Consider the following 13883-nt stretch of genomic DNA (forward strand, 5'->3'; position numbering starts at 1 on the left):
ACAACGACACCACGCGGGCGGGTCAGTGACCGCCGGTGGAGACAGGAGAAGCGCGTTGCATTACATGGGTCTGGCCCCGGATCAAAGCAAAATTGCGCGGCATTATACCCGCGCGAGTGAAAAATACCCAGCCCGCTATCACGGGGCCCGGGGTCGGCCTCACCGGGCCGTCATCACCCGGTTGCGCCCCGCCAGCTTGGCCTCGTACATGGCCTCGTCGGCCCGGCGTACCAGCTCGCCCAGGTTGTCATCCTCGGGTTTGTACTGGGCGCAGCCGATGCTGATGCGGATGGGGTGATCCGCAGGCACCCCCTCAATCTCGAGGCAGGCGACGGCGAGGCGGATCCGCTCCGCCACCTCGACGGCCTCGCCCAGAAGGGTATCCGGCAGCAGCACCAGAAACTCCTCGCCGCCGTTGCGCCCCACCCTGTCGAGGCTGCGCAACTGCTCCTCGATGCACTGGGCCACGGCGGTGAGCACCCTGTCCCCCACGTGGTGGCCCAGCTGGTCGTTCACCTTCTTGAAGTGATCCACATCCAGCAGCAGCACGCACAGGGGTTTGCCCTCCTCCCGCGCCTGGGTGAACCATTTGCGCCCCTTGGCCTGGATCTGGCGCCGGTTGTGGATGCCGGTCAGTTCGTCCGTCATGGCGAGGCGCTGCATCTTGCGGGTGCGCCCGCGCTGGTGCACCACCAGGGTACCCATCACCACCAGCAGCAGGGCCACCACCAGGTATTGCCAGTAGCGCCGCTCCTGCAACTGCTTGAGTTTCTCCGCCTGCAACTGCTGCTGGGACCTGAGGGTCTGGTTTTCCAGCTCCTTGCGGGCGAGATCGAACTCGAAACGCATCTGCAAGGAGCGCTGTTCCCGCAATCTGAGCTCGAGGGCCTGGCGGGTCTCGACATAGGTCTTGAGGCTGGTGAGGGCCGACTGGATATGCCCCTGACGCTCCAGCACCCGGGCCCGTGTCTCATGCACCCGGGCGAGGAAGCGCAGGTTCTGCTCCCGGGTAAAGATGGGCTCGGCCTCGTCCAGGTGCCGCAGCGCCTCGCCGGGTCGGTTCAGGGCCTCGAGGACCTCGGCCATGACGAGGTGCCAGTGGCCCAGGGTGACGCTGTCCGCCCCCTCCCCCTGATGAAGGGAGGCTGCCGCCTGATCGAGCTTGATCATGGCCTGGTCCGGCTTGCCCTGTTTCTGCAGGATGGTGGCCAGCTCTATCCGGCTCCAGGCCAGGACCCCTTCCTGGTTTGATCCCAGATAGTAACGCTCCGCTTCGGCCATCAGGGGCAGCGCCTTGTCGTACTCTTCGGTGTCGATGTAGAGGAGCCCCTGCTGGCTGTGAATGTCCACCAGGTACTCCTCGACCCCGAGCTGCCGGTAGTCGTGCTCCAGCTCCTTGAAATAGCTCTCGGCCCGCTCATAGAGCCCCATCCTGCGATAGGCATTGGCAATATTGGCGAGCACCTCGCGCCCCTTGGCCTCCAGCCCGAGCGCCTCGTATCGCTGGTGGGCATCGATGAGATCCATCAGCCCCTCCGCCAGCTCCCCCTGGTAGGAGTACATCTCCCCCCGCAGGCTCAGGATGTCGGCACGCTGACGCTCATCCCCGAGTCGGCGAGCCAGGGTCAGGGCGGCGTCGTAATCCTCCCCCGCCCCGGCCATGTTGCCGAGCAGTTGCCGGTGATACCCGCGGCAGGCGAGCAACCCCACCTCGGTGACCCTGTCCTTGCGGGCACGGGCCTGCGCCAGCCCCTGCTCGGCAAACGCCACCGCGCGGCGAAACTCCTCGTCTCGTTCACTCGGCTGGGCCCAGCACTGCAGCCGGGCAAGGCGGCCCTGCACCTCGGGCGGATAGTGTGCCTGTTCGGCAGTCAGGGCGGCGACGCGCTCGCGAAATACCTGCACCGGCATCGTCGACTCTTCCAGTCGCTGCAACGCCAGTTGCAACTCGTACCCAGCCAGTGGCGTCGCCTGGGCCAGGGCAACCCCCAGCAACAGACCACCTCCCATCAGGATCTTCATGCGGACATTTTCTCCTCTTCACTGGCCGGACGCCGCGCTCACCGCTGTCATCATATCCCCACAGACTCTGGGCGCACAGCCGTCAGAGGGTGGGAAAACGCCTCATATCGGACGAGAGCCTCCCCTATCCCCTTCTTTACAGAAGGAGAGAGTGCATCGACTATATATGCTTTCGAACAGGGGAAGGGATGAGGAATGACCTACGAGGAGCTGAGGGAGGCTTACGACAGGTTGTTGCTGGAGAACGAGCGTCTCAAACGCATCGCGGATGACGCGCGGGAGAAGCTGGACGCCGCTATGGACGGCACCGGCCTGTGCATCTGGCAGAACCATGTGCCCACCGGCAAACTCATCATCTTCAACCGCCGCTGGGGCTCCATGCTCGGTTACCAGCCCAAGGAGCTGTCGGCCCACTTCGACGTCTGGCGCGCCCACCTGCACCCGGAGGACAGGGAGCAGGTGCTGCAGGCCTTCTTCGACCATCTGGAGGGCAAGAGCCCGTTTTATCAGGCGATGCACCGGATGATCGGCAAGGATGGCAAGACCACCTGGGTGCTGGACCGGGGCCGGGTGGTGGAGCGGGATGATCAGGGCAACCCCGTCCGGGTGATGGGCACCCACATCGACATCACCCACGAGAAGGAGTACGAGCAGCAGCTCGCTCAGCTTGCCCACCGGGATCCCCTCACCGGCCTGTTCAACCGCACCGCGCTGCACCGCCACTTTCCCGGGGAGTACCAGGCCATCTGTTTCATCGATCTCGATGACTTCAAGCTGGTGAACGACAACCTGGGCCACCGGGCAGGTGACGAACTGCTGGTCTCCCTTGCCCAGCGCCTTCGCCACTGCTGCGCCGAGGAGGTACGGCTGGGGCGCATCGGCGGGGACGAGTTCGTGCTGCTGCTGCCCTGGGCGTGCGACGATCCCCGCACCAGCCACCTCGCCCGCCAGTGCATCGATGCCATCGCCACCCCCTTCGAGCTGCCCAACGGGGACGCCTCGGTGGGACTGAGCATGGGAATTGCGGCCATCCGGCCCCAGGACGATTTCGGCGCGGCACTGGCCCGGGCGGATCAGGCCATGTACAGGGTCAAGCGCAGCGGCAAGCGGGGTTTTTATATTGCCCAGCCAAGCGGTCAGCCGCTGCTGGATCAGGAGCAGGTCAACGAACGGGGCCTCTACCACAGGCCCACTCTCTGAGCCTGAGCACCCTCAATGGCGCTGCCAGCGCCGCAGCAGGCGTCCACGCAGGCCGCAATCGAGCAGCCAGCTGTTGTCGAACACCCGCAAAATAGCCGCCTTGGCGTGACGGGACATGGCGACCGCATGGAAGCGTGTCTGCTGCGCCCGTCGCCGGTTCATCCGCTCGAGCAGGGCGTGGGGCAGGTTCTGGGCGATGAAGTCGGAGATCACCAGCACGTCGGCCTTGGCAAAGGCGGGTTGTTCGAGCTGGGTCAGGGCCTGCTCCAGGCAGGGCACCAGATCGGTCCCCCCGTGAAAACTCATGGAGAGAAAGCGCTCCGCCTTCTCAAGCCCGGTGTCGGCGGTGATCTCCAGGGTCGCCACCTCGGTGGAGAAGAGCATCAGATAGCAGCCCCGCTTCTCCTCCATCGCCCCCTTGAGCAGGGCGAGAAACAGCGCCTTGGCACACTCCTCCGGATAGCCCCCCATGGAACCTGACGTATCGACGCAGACGATGAAAGGGCCACGCGGCTGCACCTCCTGCCCTCCCTGCTCGGGGGAGCGCAGCATCAGACGCTGGCGCGGCAGGGTGCCCCGCGACTGGTAGCTCAGCAGGCGCCGCTCCAGATAACGGCGATAGAACTCCAGTTCCAGCTCCGGCAGCGCCAGCATCACCGCCTCGCTCGGCAGGAGGCGCATCAGATCGCTGGCCGGGTGCACCCCCACCAGATCGTCGGGCACATCGTCACTTTGCACCTCCTCCAGCTCGTGCACAGGTACCGGCGGCAGCGTCCTGTCCTCGCTGCGCCGCTCCCGCTCGCTGCGCCCAAGCAGGGCGGCGATCTCCGCGAGCAGAGGCTCCTGCTGCAACATGCGGGCGTACTGCTTCACCAGCGCCAGGCTGCGCTTGTGCCAGCTCCCCTGGGCCAGATCCCAGAGCCCCCCGGCGGAGATCTGGTGCGGATCCAGGGCATCGGCCAGGGTCCGGTTGGCCAGCAGTTGATCCTCTATCTCCTGGCGCTGCTTCTCCCGCTCCGCCTCCGCTATCTGCTGCTGCAACTGCAACAGGCTGCCCACCAGGCTGGCACGCCACTTCTCGATGAAGAGCTGGCGCAGCCCCTCGGTGGGCTGGGCCACTATCTGGCGCACCAGGCTGCGGGCATCCCCCGCAAAGGGGCTGTGCTGCTCAAGGGCTTCCAGCAAGGCGGGCAGGCGCCCCACCAGCTCCGGCAGGGGCAGTTGCCGGTGGGCCTGATAGAGCAGGTATTCCCGCTCGAGGGCCACCGGCACCGGCTTGTGACGCATCTCCTCCCCAAGCTGTTCGCTCCAGGTTTGGATGCGCTTTCTGAGCAGCTTCCCCTGCAGGGGCGAGCGCTTGAGGAACTCGGAGATCTTGGGGGTGGAGGCAAGCAGCAGCGCCATCTCCCCCGCCAGCTCCCCCTCCCCCATGAGCAGCCCCAGGTCCATCATGCCGATCTCTAGCATGGGCCACCCCGGACGTTGAGATGTGATGGAGTATCATGCTGACGAAACATGTTTTTCATCCTGTTTATTTCACCAATCCCACGTCAGGCGCGACGTCACCCCTGTGCATCGAGAAGAGGCAGACGATCCCGCCACTGCTGCAGCTCGGCCCCCAGCCGCTCAAGGTCCCGGCTCAGCACGAAGAAGCTGTCCTCCACCTGACGCAGCCAGTGGTCCCCCACGAACAGATGGGGCTGGTGACGGTCGAACAGGTTGCGCTGGCCCTTGAGGTTTTGCAGCACCCGGTTCACCTGGCCCGTCAGGTCGTCCAGGGCCGACAGCCAGGGGGCCATCACCACCTCGGGGATGGGGGTGCGCTCCACCAGCATCAAGGGCACGGGCTGGCGCTGGATATCCAGCACGTGCAGCCGCAACTGCTCGTCCAGCACCAGCTCGTAGTGCCCCTCCTTGGGGTTGCCGAGGGGCCAGCCCACCAGCGCCTCCCCGGTGGGGTGCCAGTGAGAGAGCAAGGTGCGATCGAAGGTGAGGGTGCCGGTGAGGCGTTCGGGATCACTGCCATCCAGGGGCGCCGGGGTGAGCAGCTGGAAGTGCACCAGCTTGCCGAACGGCCTGGCGTTGGCCAGCGGCAGTTCGGTGCCGCGGGCGCGGCGGCCGAACCACTGCTTGCGCTTGACAGCCTTGCAGCCGATGCGCAGGGCGACCGCCCCCTGCAACTGCTTGAACTGCTCGCGCAGGGAGAGCAGCTCCCGGGTCAGCGCCAGTTGCTGGTAACCGTAGAGGCGGGAAAACTCGCCGATCATCTCCAGCAGCGCGGTGCGGGAAGCCTCGTCGTGCCAGAGGCAATCCTTGAACAGCAGCAGATCCAGGGGAGCCACCTCGTCGCGGCCATTGAAGAAGGCGCTCGCCTTGATGAGCCGCACCGCCTTCTTCCAGCGCCGATCCGAGACATAGCAGCCGTGCCCGAGTAGACTGTCGAGCTGCTGGCGCAGCTGGTAGATGAGTTCGAAACAGGCGTCCGGCAGGCGCACCTGCTCGATGGCATCCTGCCAGGCGTCGTACTCTTCCCCCCGAATCTGCACCGAGGGGGTCAGGTTCTGATGGGACTGGCCATCGCTCGCCAGCATGGCCTGGAAGTTGGATTTCTCCTGCACCCTGTCCATCCAGACCCGCACCAGCATGCGGTCGTAGAGCGCCTCCAGCCCGCTGTCCGGGGCCGGCAGCTCGTTCGAGGCGGTGACCAGCAGCCGCATGGGAATGGGGTGCTGGCTGTCGCCGTTGCGAAACTGCCGCTCGTTGATGGCGGTGAGCAGGGTGTTGAGGATGGCGGGGCCCGCCTTCCAGATCTCGTCGAGGAAGACCACCTCGGCCTCCGGCAGGTAGCCGCTGGTCAACCGCAGGTACTTGCCATCCTCCTTGAGCGCCTGGATGGAGAGGGGGCCGAACACCTCCTCCGGCGTACTGAAACGGGTCATCAGGTATTCGAAATGGCGGGCATCCTGAAACGCCAGCTTGAGGCGCCGCGCGATCAGGCTCTTGGCGATGCCCGGGGGGCCCAGCAGAAAGACGCTCTCGCCACTCAGGGCCGCCAGCAGGCCGAGCCGCAGGGCATCCTGGCGCTCATACAGTCCCTCGCCAAGGGCGGAAAGGAGCCGTGGCAGGCGCTCATGAATGGGGGTGGCACGAACAGTATTCTGGGCTAAAGGCGGCATAGGCACAGTTCCGAAGCTGATAGGTCATCCGTGGTGACGGGGTCCGGCCTCTGGCCCCGCTCCACTCTCATTGTCTGTCATCTCTGCCCCCGGGGAGGCGCTCGTTTGCCATCGCCACAGGGCGAAAAGCGCACGTCCGGGGTGCAGCAAATCCCGCGAGAGTGTACTCTGCGCATCATTATTTACCCCAACGCAGATCAAGAGTGAGCCTTCGCCATGCAAGATCCCCTGCTGGACCCGCTGCGCCAGCGCATCCTGGCCCGCATGGGCATCCCCCTCTGGCAACAAAGAGGCCGACTCCTGGCGGGAGGCACCAGCCCCGACGGCGCCGCGCAGCCGGCAAACACGCCCGCCGACGAGGTGCTGGCCCCGCAGGAGACTGCCCCTCTGCCGACCGGCAAGCTCTGGCTGCTGGCCGAGACGCTGCCCGCGCCCTCCCTGCTCGGGGACATCTGCCGCTGGCTCGGCCTTGGCACAGACGAGGTCTCCCTGCTGTCCGAGATGCCTTCCCTGCCCGCGGGGGCCACTTCGCCCCTGCTCTGGCTGACGGCGCCGGACCCTCGCTGGCCCGATGCCCTGGTCTGCCCGCTCAAGCCCGATGGGGCGCACAAGCGCGCCCTCTGGCAGCAGTGCCGGCAGCGCCACACCCCTTGATGCTCACGACCATGGCACGGCCATGGTGTCCATCGCAAGCCTGAATCCCGTCCGGAGTGACCATGTCTGACCTCTTGCCCCACTTTCGCCCCCTGCTCGAATCGGACTTCGAAGCCATCTACCCCATCGAGCAGGCCGCCCACCAGGAGCCCTGGAGCCAGGCCAACCTGCTCTCCTGCTTCGGGCCGCGCTATCTCAACGGCCTGATGCTGGTGGACGGACGACCGGCCGGTTTCTACATCTCGGATCTGGTGGCGGGAGACAGCTCCCTGATGAACATCTGCGTGCATCCCGATTTTCAGGGCAAGGGGCTGGGGCGGGCGCTGCTCAGGGAGTACCTGGCCCGCAGCAAGGCCGGCAAGGCCGAGGCCTGGTTCCTGGAGGTCAGGGCCGGCAACCGCACCGCCATCAACCTCTACGAGAGCGAGGGGTTTGCCGAATATTGCCGCCGCGCCGACTACTATGGCACCGGGCAGGAGAGGGAGGATGCCGTGCTGATGTCCCGTCTGTTCGACTTCGGCTGACAACCCGCAGCAGACCGCCGTCAGCGGGCGCCCCCCTCTGACCTCCCTGACTCCCCCGCTTCGCTTCCCCCCTCAGGGCAGGGGCGCGTTGTCGATGGAGGGGTCTTCCAGGCTCAGGGTCACCCTCAGCACGGCCTCGAAGGCGGCTCCCGAGAGGGGCATGAAGAAGCCGCGACCATAGGTGACGCCGGGCATCCAGATCTGTTCGATATCCACCGCGATCTTGATGGGGCGAAGCGGCTCACCCGGTCGCTGGACATAGATGCCAGGGGCCGTCGCAACCTGGGGGAAGCGGCGCAGAATGTGCTCGCTGCCATCCCCCGCATCCGGGTTGAGTCGCACCTTCACCAACTTCGCCAGGGCGGATTGCATCTCGGGGGCACGCCACAGCCTGGTATTCAGCGCCTTGCAGCGTCGGCACTTGGCGCGCTCGATCACGTAGAGCAAGGGGTATCCTTCCCTCAGCGCCAGCCGCTGCGCCTGCTCATAGCCCTCGGCGCCACTCAGCCAGGGATTATCCTGCTCCCCCGCGCCCCCCAGCAAATACCAGAGGGCGCCAGCCCCCGCCAACAGCAGCAACACGCCGGTGAACAGGCTCTTGATCCCGATATTCATGGTGCAACTCCCTGAATGAATCCGATCCCTGCCCCCTATCATGCCTCACTCTCATCTGGTTGACGACTTTGTGATCCAGGACAAATGGCGCACACTTGTAAGCTGTAATGTTAGAGTTTAAACTCCAGCCCCGATTTTGGTGCCCCTGCGGGCGCACAACTGTTACTTGAGGATGCGTGAGATGTCGCAGTTTCATCTGGTTAGAGTGATGCGTGAGCGTATTGCCCGCCTTGGCAACAAGGCCGCCCTGCGCGTCCAGCAGGATGGCCAGTGGCGCGCCATCGGCTGGCGAACCCTGGGTCAGGCCATGGATTATTGCGCCCAGGGCCTGATCCGGGCGGGCCACCAGTCCGGCGAGATGGTCGGCATCTATGCCCGCAACATGCCCGAGTGGACCCAGGCCGACCTCGGCATCCTGGCCGCCCGCGGCGTCAGCGTGCCCATCTACCCCACCAGCACCCTCGATCAGCTGCGCTACATCGTCAAGGATGCCGGCATCAGGATGCTGTTCGTGGGGGAGCAGCCCCAGTTCGATCAGGCGCTGCACCTCATCGACAGCGGCGAGATAAGCCACATCGTCGCCCTGGACGGCACCGTCGATCTGCGCGGCTGCGCCTCGGCCAGCCACTTCCAGACCTTCCTCGTCTCCGGCAACCACCAACCCAGCGAGCTGGTGCTGCGCGAGCGCGAGCGCCACTACCGCATGGACGACCTGCTGACCCTCATCTACACCTCGGGCACCACGGGCGAACCCAAGGGGGTCATGCTCGATTTCGCCAACATGGCCGCCTGCTTCGAGATGCATGACGCTCGCCTCGACCTCAGCGAGCAGGATGTCTCCCTCTGCATGCTGCCGCTGAGCCATGTGTTCGAGCGAGCCTGGAGCTACTACGTGCTCTATTGCGGCGCCGAGAACGTCTACATTCGCGACCCGCAGAAGGTGATGGATGTCATCGGCGAGGTGAAGCCCACCGTGATGTGCGCCGTGCCCCGCCTCTACGAGAAGGCCTACGCCATGATCCAGGCCAAGGTCGCCCAGGCGCCGCGCCTGCGCCGCGCCCTGTTCGGCTGGGCCACCCGGGTGGGCAAACAGATGGTCGCCACCCGTCAGGCGGGCAAGTCCGCCTCTCCCCTGCTCTATGGCCAGCTCTGGCTTGCCGAGCGCCTGGTGTTTCGCAATCTGCGCGCCCGTTTCGGCGGTCGCACCCGCTTCCTGCCGGTGGCGGGCGCCCGTCTCGCGGACGAGGTGAATCTCTTCTTCCAGGCCATGGGGCTCAACCTCAAGTACGGCTACGGCATGACCGAGACCACCGCCACCGTCTGCTGCTATGAAGACACCCAGTTCAGGCTGGGCTCCATTGGCACGGCGCTAAACGGCATCGAGGTGAGACTCGGCGAGAACAACGAACTGCTGGTGCGCGCCCCCACCGTGATGCGTGGCTACTACAACAAGCCGGAGGCCACCGCCGAGGTGATGACCGAGGATGGCTTCCTGCGCACCGGCGATGCAGGCGAGCTGGATGACGAGGGCAACATCTACTTCACCGAGCGCTTGAAGGAGCTGATGAAGACCTCCAACGGCAAGTACGTGGCGCCGCAACTGGTCGAAGGGACCCTCGGCAAGGATCGCTTCATCGAGCAGATTGCCATCGTCGCCGATGCCCGCCACTTCGTGTCGGCGCTCATCGTGCCCTGCTTCGAGTCCCTGGAGGAGTACGCCCGCTCCATCAACCTGCAGTACCAGTGCAAGACCGAGCTGCTGCGCCACTCCCGAGTGATGGAGTTCTTCGAGGCTCGCATTCAGGATCTGCAAAAGGAGCTGGCCAAGTTCGAGCAGGTGAAGAAGTTCACCCTGCTGCCGAGCGCCTTCTCCATGGAGCTCGGGGAGATCACCCCCACCATGAAGCTGCGCCGCAAGATCATCGAGGCCAAGTACCAGCGCGAGATAGAAGCCATGTACAGCCACGTCTGATCGACGGGCCTGATATGAAAAAGCCGCTCATGGAGCGGCTTTTTGCTGGGCGTCTCTCCCTTATGGCAGCTTGACCAGGGGTTGCGCGCGCAGCTCGGTGGCCCGACCGCCCTGGATCTTCTCCACCTGGGCCAGGGCCTGCTTCACCTCGTCGGCATTTTGCAGCAGGCGATAGGTCAGATCGAAGGTCTTGGTCTCCCCCGGCTGGATCTTGGGGACCAGCCCGAGCGGGCGCTGGTACTTGGTGCTGTAGGCATAGCTGGTACCGGGTTCGATGCCGGTCACATAGCCCTGGGCCCGGGTGTCGGTGTTCTTCCACAGGGTCAGCACCGGCAGCTGTCTGGTGTTGTAGCCCACCGCCACTCCGGCGTTGCCGGCCCGGTTGTTCAGCACTGCCAGGGTATTGCCGTCGGCGTCGCTGTAGGGCACCAGGTTGAACACCATCTCGTCGAAGCCCTTGGTGGGCCCCAGATAGGTTTGCCAGCCCTTGAGTCCGGCCTTGGCGTAGTCATTGAACGGGGAGATCTGCTTCACCGGCGTGCTCACCCTGGCTCCCTCCTCCAGAATGGGGGCCCCGAAGTTGCCGTGATAGATGATCTGGTACTCGTTCTCGTAATCCGCGTGGTTGGTCAGCTTGTCCTGCAGGGCAAACTCCGCCTGACCGGGCACCACGCTGAGCTGGGTCCAGGTGACCAGTTCGCTCATCTTGAAGGTGCGCTCGTCCACCCGGCCCAGCACGTGGATGGCATAGGGCGGCTCGTCGTCCACGGTCACGCTGACCACGGAGGCGGGAATGTTCTGCACCCGGCCATGGAGGCTCTTGAGGCGGCCGTCGTCATCCACCCCGGGATGACCCGTCCACTCGTAGCCGCAGCGCACCAGCATCTCGTTGAAGCCGTCGAGCCAGCCGAGACCGCCACGGCTCTCGAGATCGATGAAGGCGGGGTTGACCACCTCCTTGACCGGTGAATCCCAGCCGAGGCGCAGATCCGCCGCCTTGACCTCCTTGATCCCCATGCCGCGGGTCGGCACCAGGGTGATCTTCATGACGCCGTTGTCGACGATGAGCAGATCCACCCCTTCCTGGCGGCCGCCGTGCAGGCGTTTCTTCTCGATGGTGAAGGGAACCGGACTCTTGATGCCGAGCTTCTCGCTGGTGATCTTCCAGTCGCCCACATCTAGCCCTTGCTGGGAGTCGGTCAGCAGAAATTCGGCGGCGTGACCCGCGGTGGCGCCCAGGGCGAGCAGCACGGCAATGGAGAGTTTCTTCAACATGGATATATCCTCGTGTCTCTTGTTTTTGTGAAAGCTGAATCGTTTCAGTGATCGAAAACTAGGCGTCTGATGCCCCGGACTCAAGAGACAAAAAGAGGAAATGTGAGCCGATTGACAATAAAAACGGCTTCAGCCCTGCTGAAATGAAGGCTGACTCACAGTTATGAAAGGAGGAAAAAACAGGCGGGGCGCCGAGAGGGGCGCCCCCTCACCCCGCCCGCACCACATCAGGCAAGGGCCAGCGTCACCGCGGCTTCGGCGTGGATGGCGGTGGTGTCATAGAGAGGCACGGCGGCCTGGCACGCCCCCACCAGCAGGGCGATCTCGGTGCAACCCAGGATCACCGCCTGGGCACCGGTCTGTGCCAGATCGGCGATGATGGCCAGATACTCGGCCTGAGACGACTCGCGAATATCGCCGAGGCAGAGCTCGTCATAGATGATGCGGTGCACCCGCTCCCGTGCAGCGTCATCAGGCACCAGCACCTCCAGCCCGAAGCGCTCCTGGAGCCGCCCCTTGTAGAAATCCTGCTCCATGGTGAAGCGGGTGCCGAGCAAACCCACCCGGGTCACCCCGTCGGCCTGGAGGCGATGGGCCGTGGCATCGGCGATGTGGAGCAGGGGAATGTCGATGGCGGCCTCGATCTCCGGCGCCACCTTGTGCATGGTGTTGGTCCCGATCAGCAGGAAATCGGCACCACCGGCCTGGATGGCCCTGGCCTCGGCCGCCAGCAGACGGGCGGTGGCGGGCCAGTCACCGGCGTGCTGCAACCGCTCTATCCCGGCAAAATCCACGCTGCTCAGCAACACCCGCGCCGAATGCAGACCGCCGAGCCGCTCGCGAACCCCCCGGTTGAGGGCCTGGTAATAGCTGACGGTGGACTCCCAGCTCATGCCACCCAGCAGACCGATACATTTCATGGGATCTCCTTATGTCACCCGATGGTGCAAACCAATGCCGCAATCCCTCAGGGGGCGCGTTTGATTGCACCGCCCCGGCAATAAAAAAGGCCCCGAAGGGCCAACAAGACAGCCGGTAAAGGCTCAGGCCGAGGCCTAAACCCAGATCATCAGCACGCAGGCCGCCGTAGCGAGCCCCATGCCCAGATTGAAACGACGCCAGCCGGTGGCGGTGCGGATGAGGCGGCGCACCTGGGCACCGAACAGCACCCAGAAGGCACCGGTATAGAGGCCGGTCACGAAGAAAATGCCGAGCACCCAGCCTGCGGACGGCCAGTAAGCCTCCCCCGCCAGGGTGAAGCCGCTGATGGCGGAGAGCGCCATCATCCAGGCCTTGGGGTTCAGCAGTTGCAGCATGGCCCCCTGATGGGCCGGGATGAGCGGCCGGTTCCCCTCCGCCGGGCCACTGGCGTTGGCCACCTTCCAGGCCAGCCAGAGCAGGTAGGCCGACCCCACCAGCTTGAGGCCGTCGTGCAGCAGGGGCAGACGCTCGAACACCACCCCGAGCCCCAGGGCCGTGGCCAGGATCATCAGGTTGATGCCCCCCACCACCCCCACCAGCAGAGGCACGGAGCGGCGAAACCCCTGGGCGGCACCGGCACTGGTGAGCAGCATGTTGTTGGGGCCCGGCGTGCCACAGGTGATAAGGGCAAAGCCCGCCAGGGGGAGCAACCAGTTCAGATCCATCTCAACCTCGTTCAGATACGGCAAGCCTCCTAATATGCAGAGCCGACGCCCTGACGACAAGGTCAGCAATGCATTTTCTTTGCATGAAAAATCAAGGTGCTGTTAATACCAGAGCATCACCACGCACAGGGCGGTCAAGGCACCCAGGCTGCCGTTGAGACGACGCCACCCCTTGTCCGAGTTGATCCAGCGGCTGAGCTGATGGCCAAACATCACCCAGGCGAAGCAGACCGGGAACCCCGCCATGGGGAAGACACTCATGATGCCCCACATGCTCGGCCAGTAGTCGCTCCCCGGCAGGCTGAACAGACTGATGGCCGAGATCCCCATCATCCACGCCTTGGGATTGAGGAACTGGAAGCCCAGCCCTTCAAGCAGGGTCAAGGGGCGGGCACGGCTGGCGGGATCTCCGGGGGCGCCTGCCACCGCGATGCGCCACGCCAGCCACAGCAGGTAAAGGCTGCCCAGCACCTGCAGGCTCAGCTTGAGCAGGGGCCAGCGCTCGAACAGCGGATAGAAGCCGAGCGCCAGCACCAGTTGCAGCACAGGCTGGCCCACCGCCACCCCGATGAGATGGGGCAGGGTGCGACGCACGCCGAAGTTGGCACCGGACGCCGTCAACATCAGGTTGTTCGGCCCTGGCGTGCCGCAGGTGAGCAGGGCGAAGCCAAACAGGGTGGCATACCATTCGATGGTCATGGGGAGACTCCTTTCTCGCCACATTGTACCGATACAATGTGTGCTTGTTGGTTGTGTATAGGCTGATAATCACGCTATATTGCGGACAATCTTGGATCAA

12 protein-coding genes are annotated in these 13883 nt (G+C 64.8%); 4 read left to right on the forward strand and 8 right to left on the reverse strand.

Translation table 11 applies throughout. The annotated features are described in order from the left end of the window. Positions 1 to 159: 159 nt before the first annotated feature. Complete coding sequence (locus J9892_RS11835; protein ID WP_210538375.1) at positions 160 to 2022, reverse strand: diguanylate cyclase; 1863 nt, start codon at positions 2020 to 2022, stop codon at positions 160 to 162. 195 nt (positions 2023 to 2217) lie between these two features. Between J9892_RS11835 and J9892_RS11840 the strand changes: the two genes are divergently transcribed. Beyond that, the gene (locus J9892_RS11840; protein WP_049635922.1) at positions 2218 to 3222 is read left to right on the forward strand and encodes a sensor domain-containing diguanylate cyclase; all 1005 of its coding nucleotides are present in this window, start codon (positions 2218 to 2220) and stop codon (positions 3220 to 3222) included. Between the two features lie 12 nt (positions 3223 to 3234). Here J9892_RS11840 and viaA read toward each other — a convergent pair whose 3' ends face one another. Together viaA and J9892_RS11850 are read right to left on the reverse strand one after the other, a co-directional pair. Then, a complete protein-coding gene (viaA, locus tag J9892_RS11845; RefSeq protein WP_041214545.1) occupies positions 3235 to 4689 on the reverse strand; it encodes an ATPase RavA stimulator ViaA in 1455 nt (484 codons plus the stop codon). A 95-nt stretch (positions 4690 to 4784) separates the two neighbouring features. Further along, positions 4785 to 6398: an ATPase RavA domain-containing protein gene (locus J9892_RS11850; RefSeq protein WP_049635923.1), complete on the reverse strand. Its 1614-nt coding sequence runs from the start codon at positions 6396 to 6398 to the stop codon at positions 4785 to 4787. A 216-nt stretch (positions 6399 to 6614) separates the two neighbouring features. Between J9892_RS11850 and J9892_RS11855 the strand changes: the two genes are divergently transcribed. Together J9892_RS11855 and rimI are read left to right on the forward strand one after the other, a co-directional pair. Then, positions 6615 to 7052, forward strand: a complete 438-nt coding sequence (locus tag J9892_RS11855) for a DNA polymerase III subunit psi (protein ID WP_049635924.1) — start codon at positions 6615 to 6617, stop codon at positions 7050 to 7052. Between the two features lie 74 nt (positions 7053 to 7126). After that, entirely contained in the window at positions 7127 to 7576 is a 450-nt protein-coding gene (gene rimI / locus J9892_RS11860; protein ID WP_029313700.1) for a ribosomal protein S18-alanine N-acetyltransferase, read from the forward strand. Positions 7577 to 7648: 72 nt separating this feature from the next. On the opposite strand, the gene J9892_RS11865 is transcribed toward rimI, so the two are convergent. Then, entirely contained in the window at positions 7649 to 8191 is a 543-nt protein-coding gene (locus J9892_RS11865; RefSeq protein ID WP_039039406.1) for a hypothetical protein, read from the reverse strand. A gap of 181 nt (positions 8192 to 8372) precedes the next feature. On the opposite strand from J9892_RS11865, the gene J9892_RS11870 reads away from it, so the two are divergent. Beyond that, positions 8373 to 10163, forward strand: coding sequence for a long-chain fatty acid--CoA ligase (locus J9892_RS11870; protein ID WP_049635925.1), 1791 nt, complete (start codon positions 8373 to 8375; stop codon positions 10161 to 10163). 60 nt (positions 10164 to 10223) lie between these two features. On the opposite strand, the gene J9892_RS11875 is transcribed toward J9892_RS11870, so the two are convergent. The 4 genes from J9892_RS11875 to J9892_RS11890 all read right to left on the reverse strand — a co-directional run bounded on the left by J9892_RS11875 (position 10224) and on the right by J9892_RS11890 (position 13783). Further along, entirely contained in the window at positions 10224 to 11438 is a 1215-nt protein-coding gene (locus tag J9892_RS11875; RefSeq protein WP_210538376.1) for an aldose 1-epimerase family protein, read from the reverse strand. Between the two features lie 227 nt (positions 11439 to 11665). Next, entirely contained in the window at positions 11666 to 12358 is a 693-nt protein-coding gene (locus J9892_RS11880; protein WP_043155387.1) for an aspartate/glutamate racemase family protein, read from the reverse strand. Between the two features lie 135 nt (positions 12359 to 12493). After that, a complete protein-coding gene (locus J9892_RS11885) occupies positions 12494 to 13084 on the reverse strand; it encodes a LysE family translocator (protein ID WP_010672906.1) in 591 nt (196 codons plus the stop codon). Between the two features lie 102 nt (positions 13085 to 13186). Continuing rightward, positions 13187 to 13783, reverse strand: coding sequence for a LysE family translocator (locus J9892_RS11890; protein ID WP_039039402.1), 597 nt, complete (start codon positions 13781 to 13783; stop codon positions 13187 to 13189). Positions 13784 to 13883 lie beyond the last annotated feature (100 nt).

The sequence above is a fragment of the Aeromonas sp. Prich7-2 genome (assembly GCF_017939255.1).
Lineage (GTDB): Bacteria > Pseudomonadota > Gammaproteobacteria > Enterobacterales > Aeromonadaceae > Aeromonas > Aeromonas caviae.

Bases quoted from the DNA above. Each gene is read 5' to 3' on its own strand.
- J9892_RS11835 (WP_210538375.1), bottom strand. From the start codon at position 2,022: ATGAAGATCCTGATGGGAGGTGGTCTGTTGCTGGGGGTTGCCCTGGCC.
- J9892_RS11840 (WP_049635922.1), top strand. From the start codon at position 2,218: ATGACCTACGAGGAGCTGAGGGAGGCTTACGACAGGTTGTTGCTGGAG.
- viaA (WP_041214545.1), bottom strand. From the start codon at position 4,689: ATGCTAGAGATCGGCATGATGGACCTGGGGCTGCTCATGGGGGAGGGG.
- J9892_RS11850 (WP_049635923.1), bottom strand. From the start codon at position 6,398: ATGCCGCCTTTAGCCCAGAATACTGTTCGTGCCACCCCCATTCATGAG.
- J9892_RS11855 (WP_049635924.1), top strand. From the start codon at position 6,615: ATGCAAGATCCCCTGCTGGACCCGCTGCGCCAGCGCATCCTGGCCCGC.
- J9892_RS11865 (WP_039039406.1), bottom strand. From the start codon at position 8,191: ATGAATATCGGGATCAAGAGCCTGTTCACCGGCGTGTTGCTGCTGTTG.
- J9892_RS11870 (WP_049635925.1), top strand. From the start codon at position 8,373: ATGTCGCAGTTTCATCTGGTTAGAGTGATGCGTGAGCGTATTGCCCGC.
- J9892_RS11875 (WP_210538376.1), bottom strand. From the start codon at position 11,438: ATGTTGAAGAAACTCTCCATTGCCGTGCTGCTCGCCCTGGGCGCCACC.
- J9892_RS11880 (WP_043155387.1), bottom strand. From the start codon at position 12,358: ATGAAATGTATCGGTCTGCTGGGTGGCATGAGCTGGGAGTCCACCGTC.
- J9892_RS11885 (WP_010672906.1), bottom strand. From the start codon at position 13,084: ATGGATCTGAACTGGTTGCTCCCCCTGGCGGGCTTTGCCCTTATCACC.
- J9892_RS11890 (WP_039039402.1), bottom strand. From the start codon at position 13,783: ATGACCATCGAATGGTATGCCACCCTGTTTGGCTTCGCCCTGCTCACC.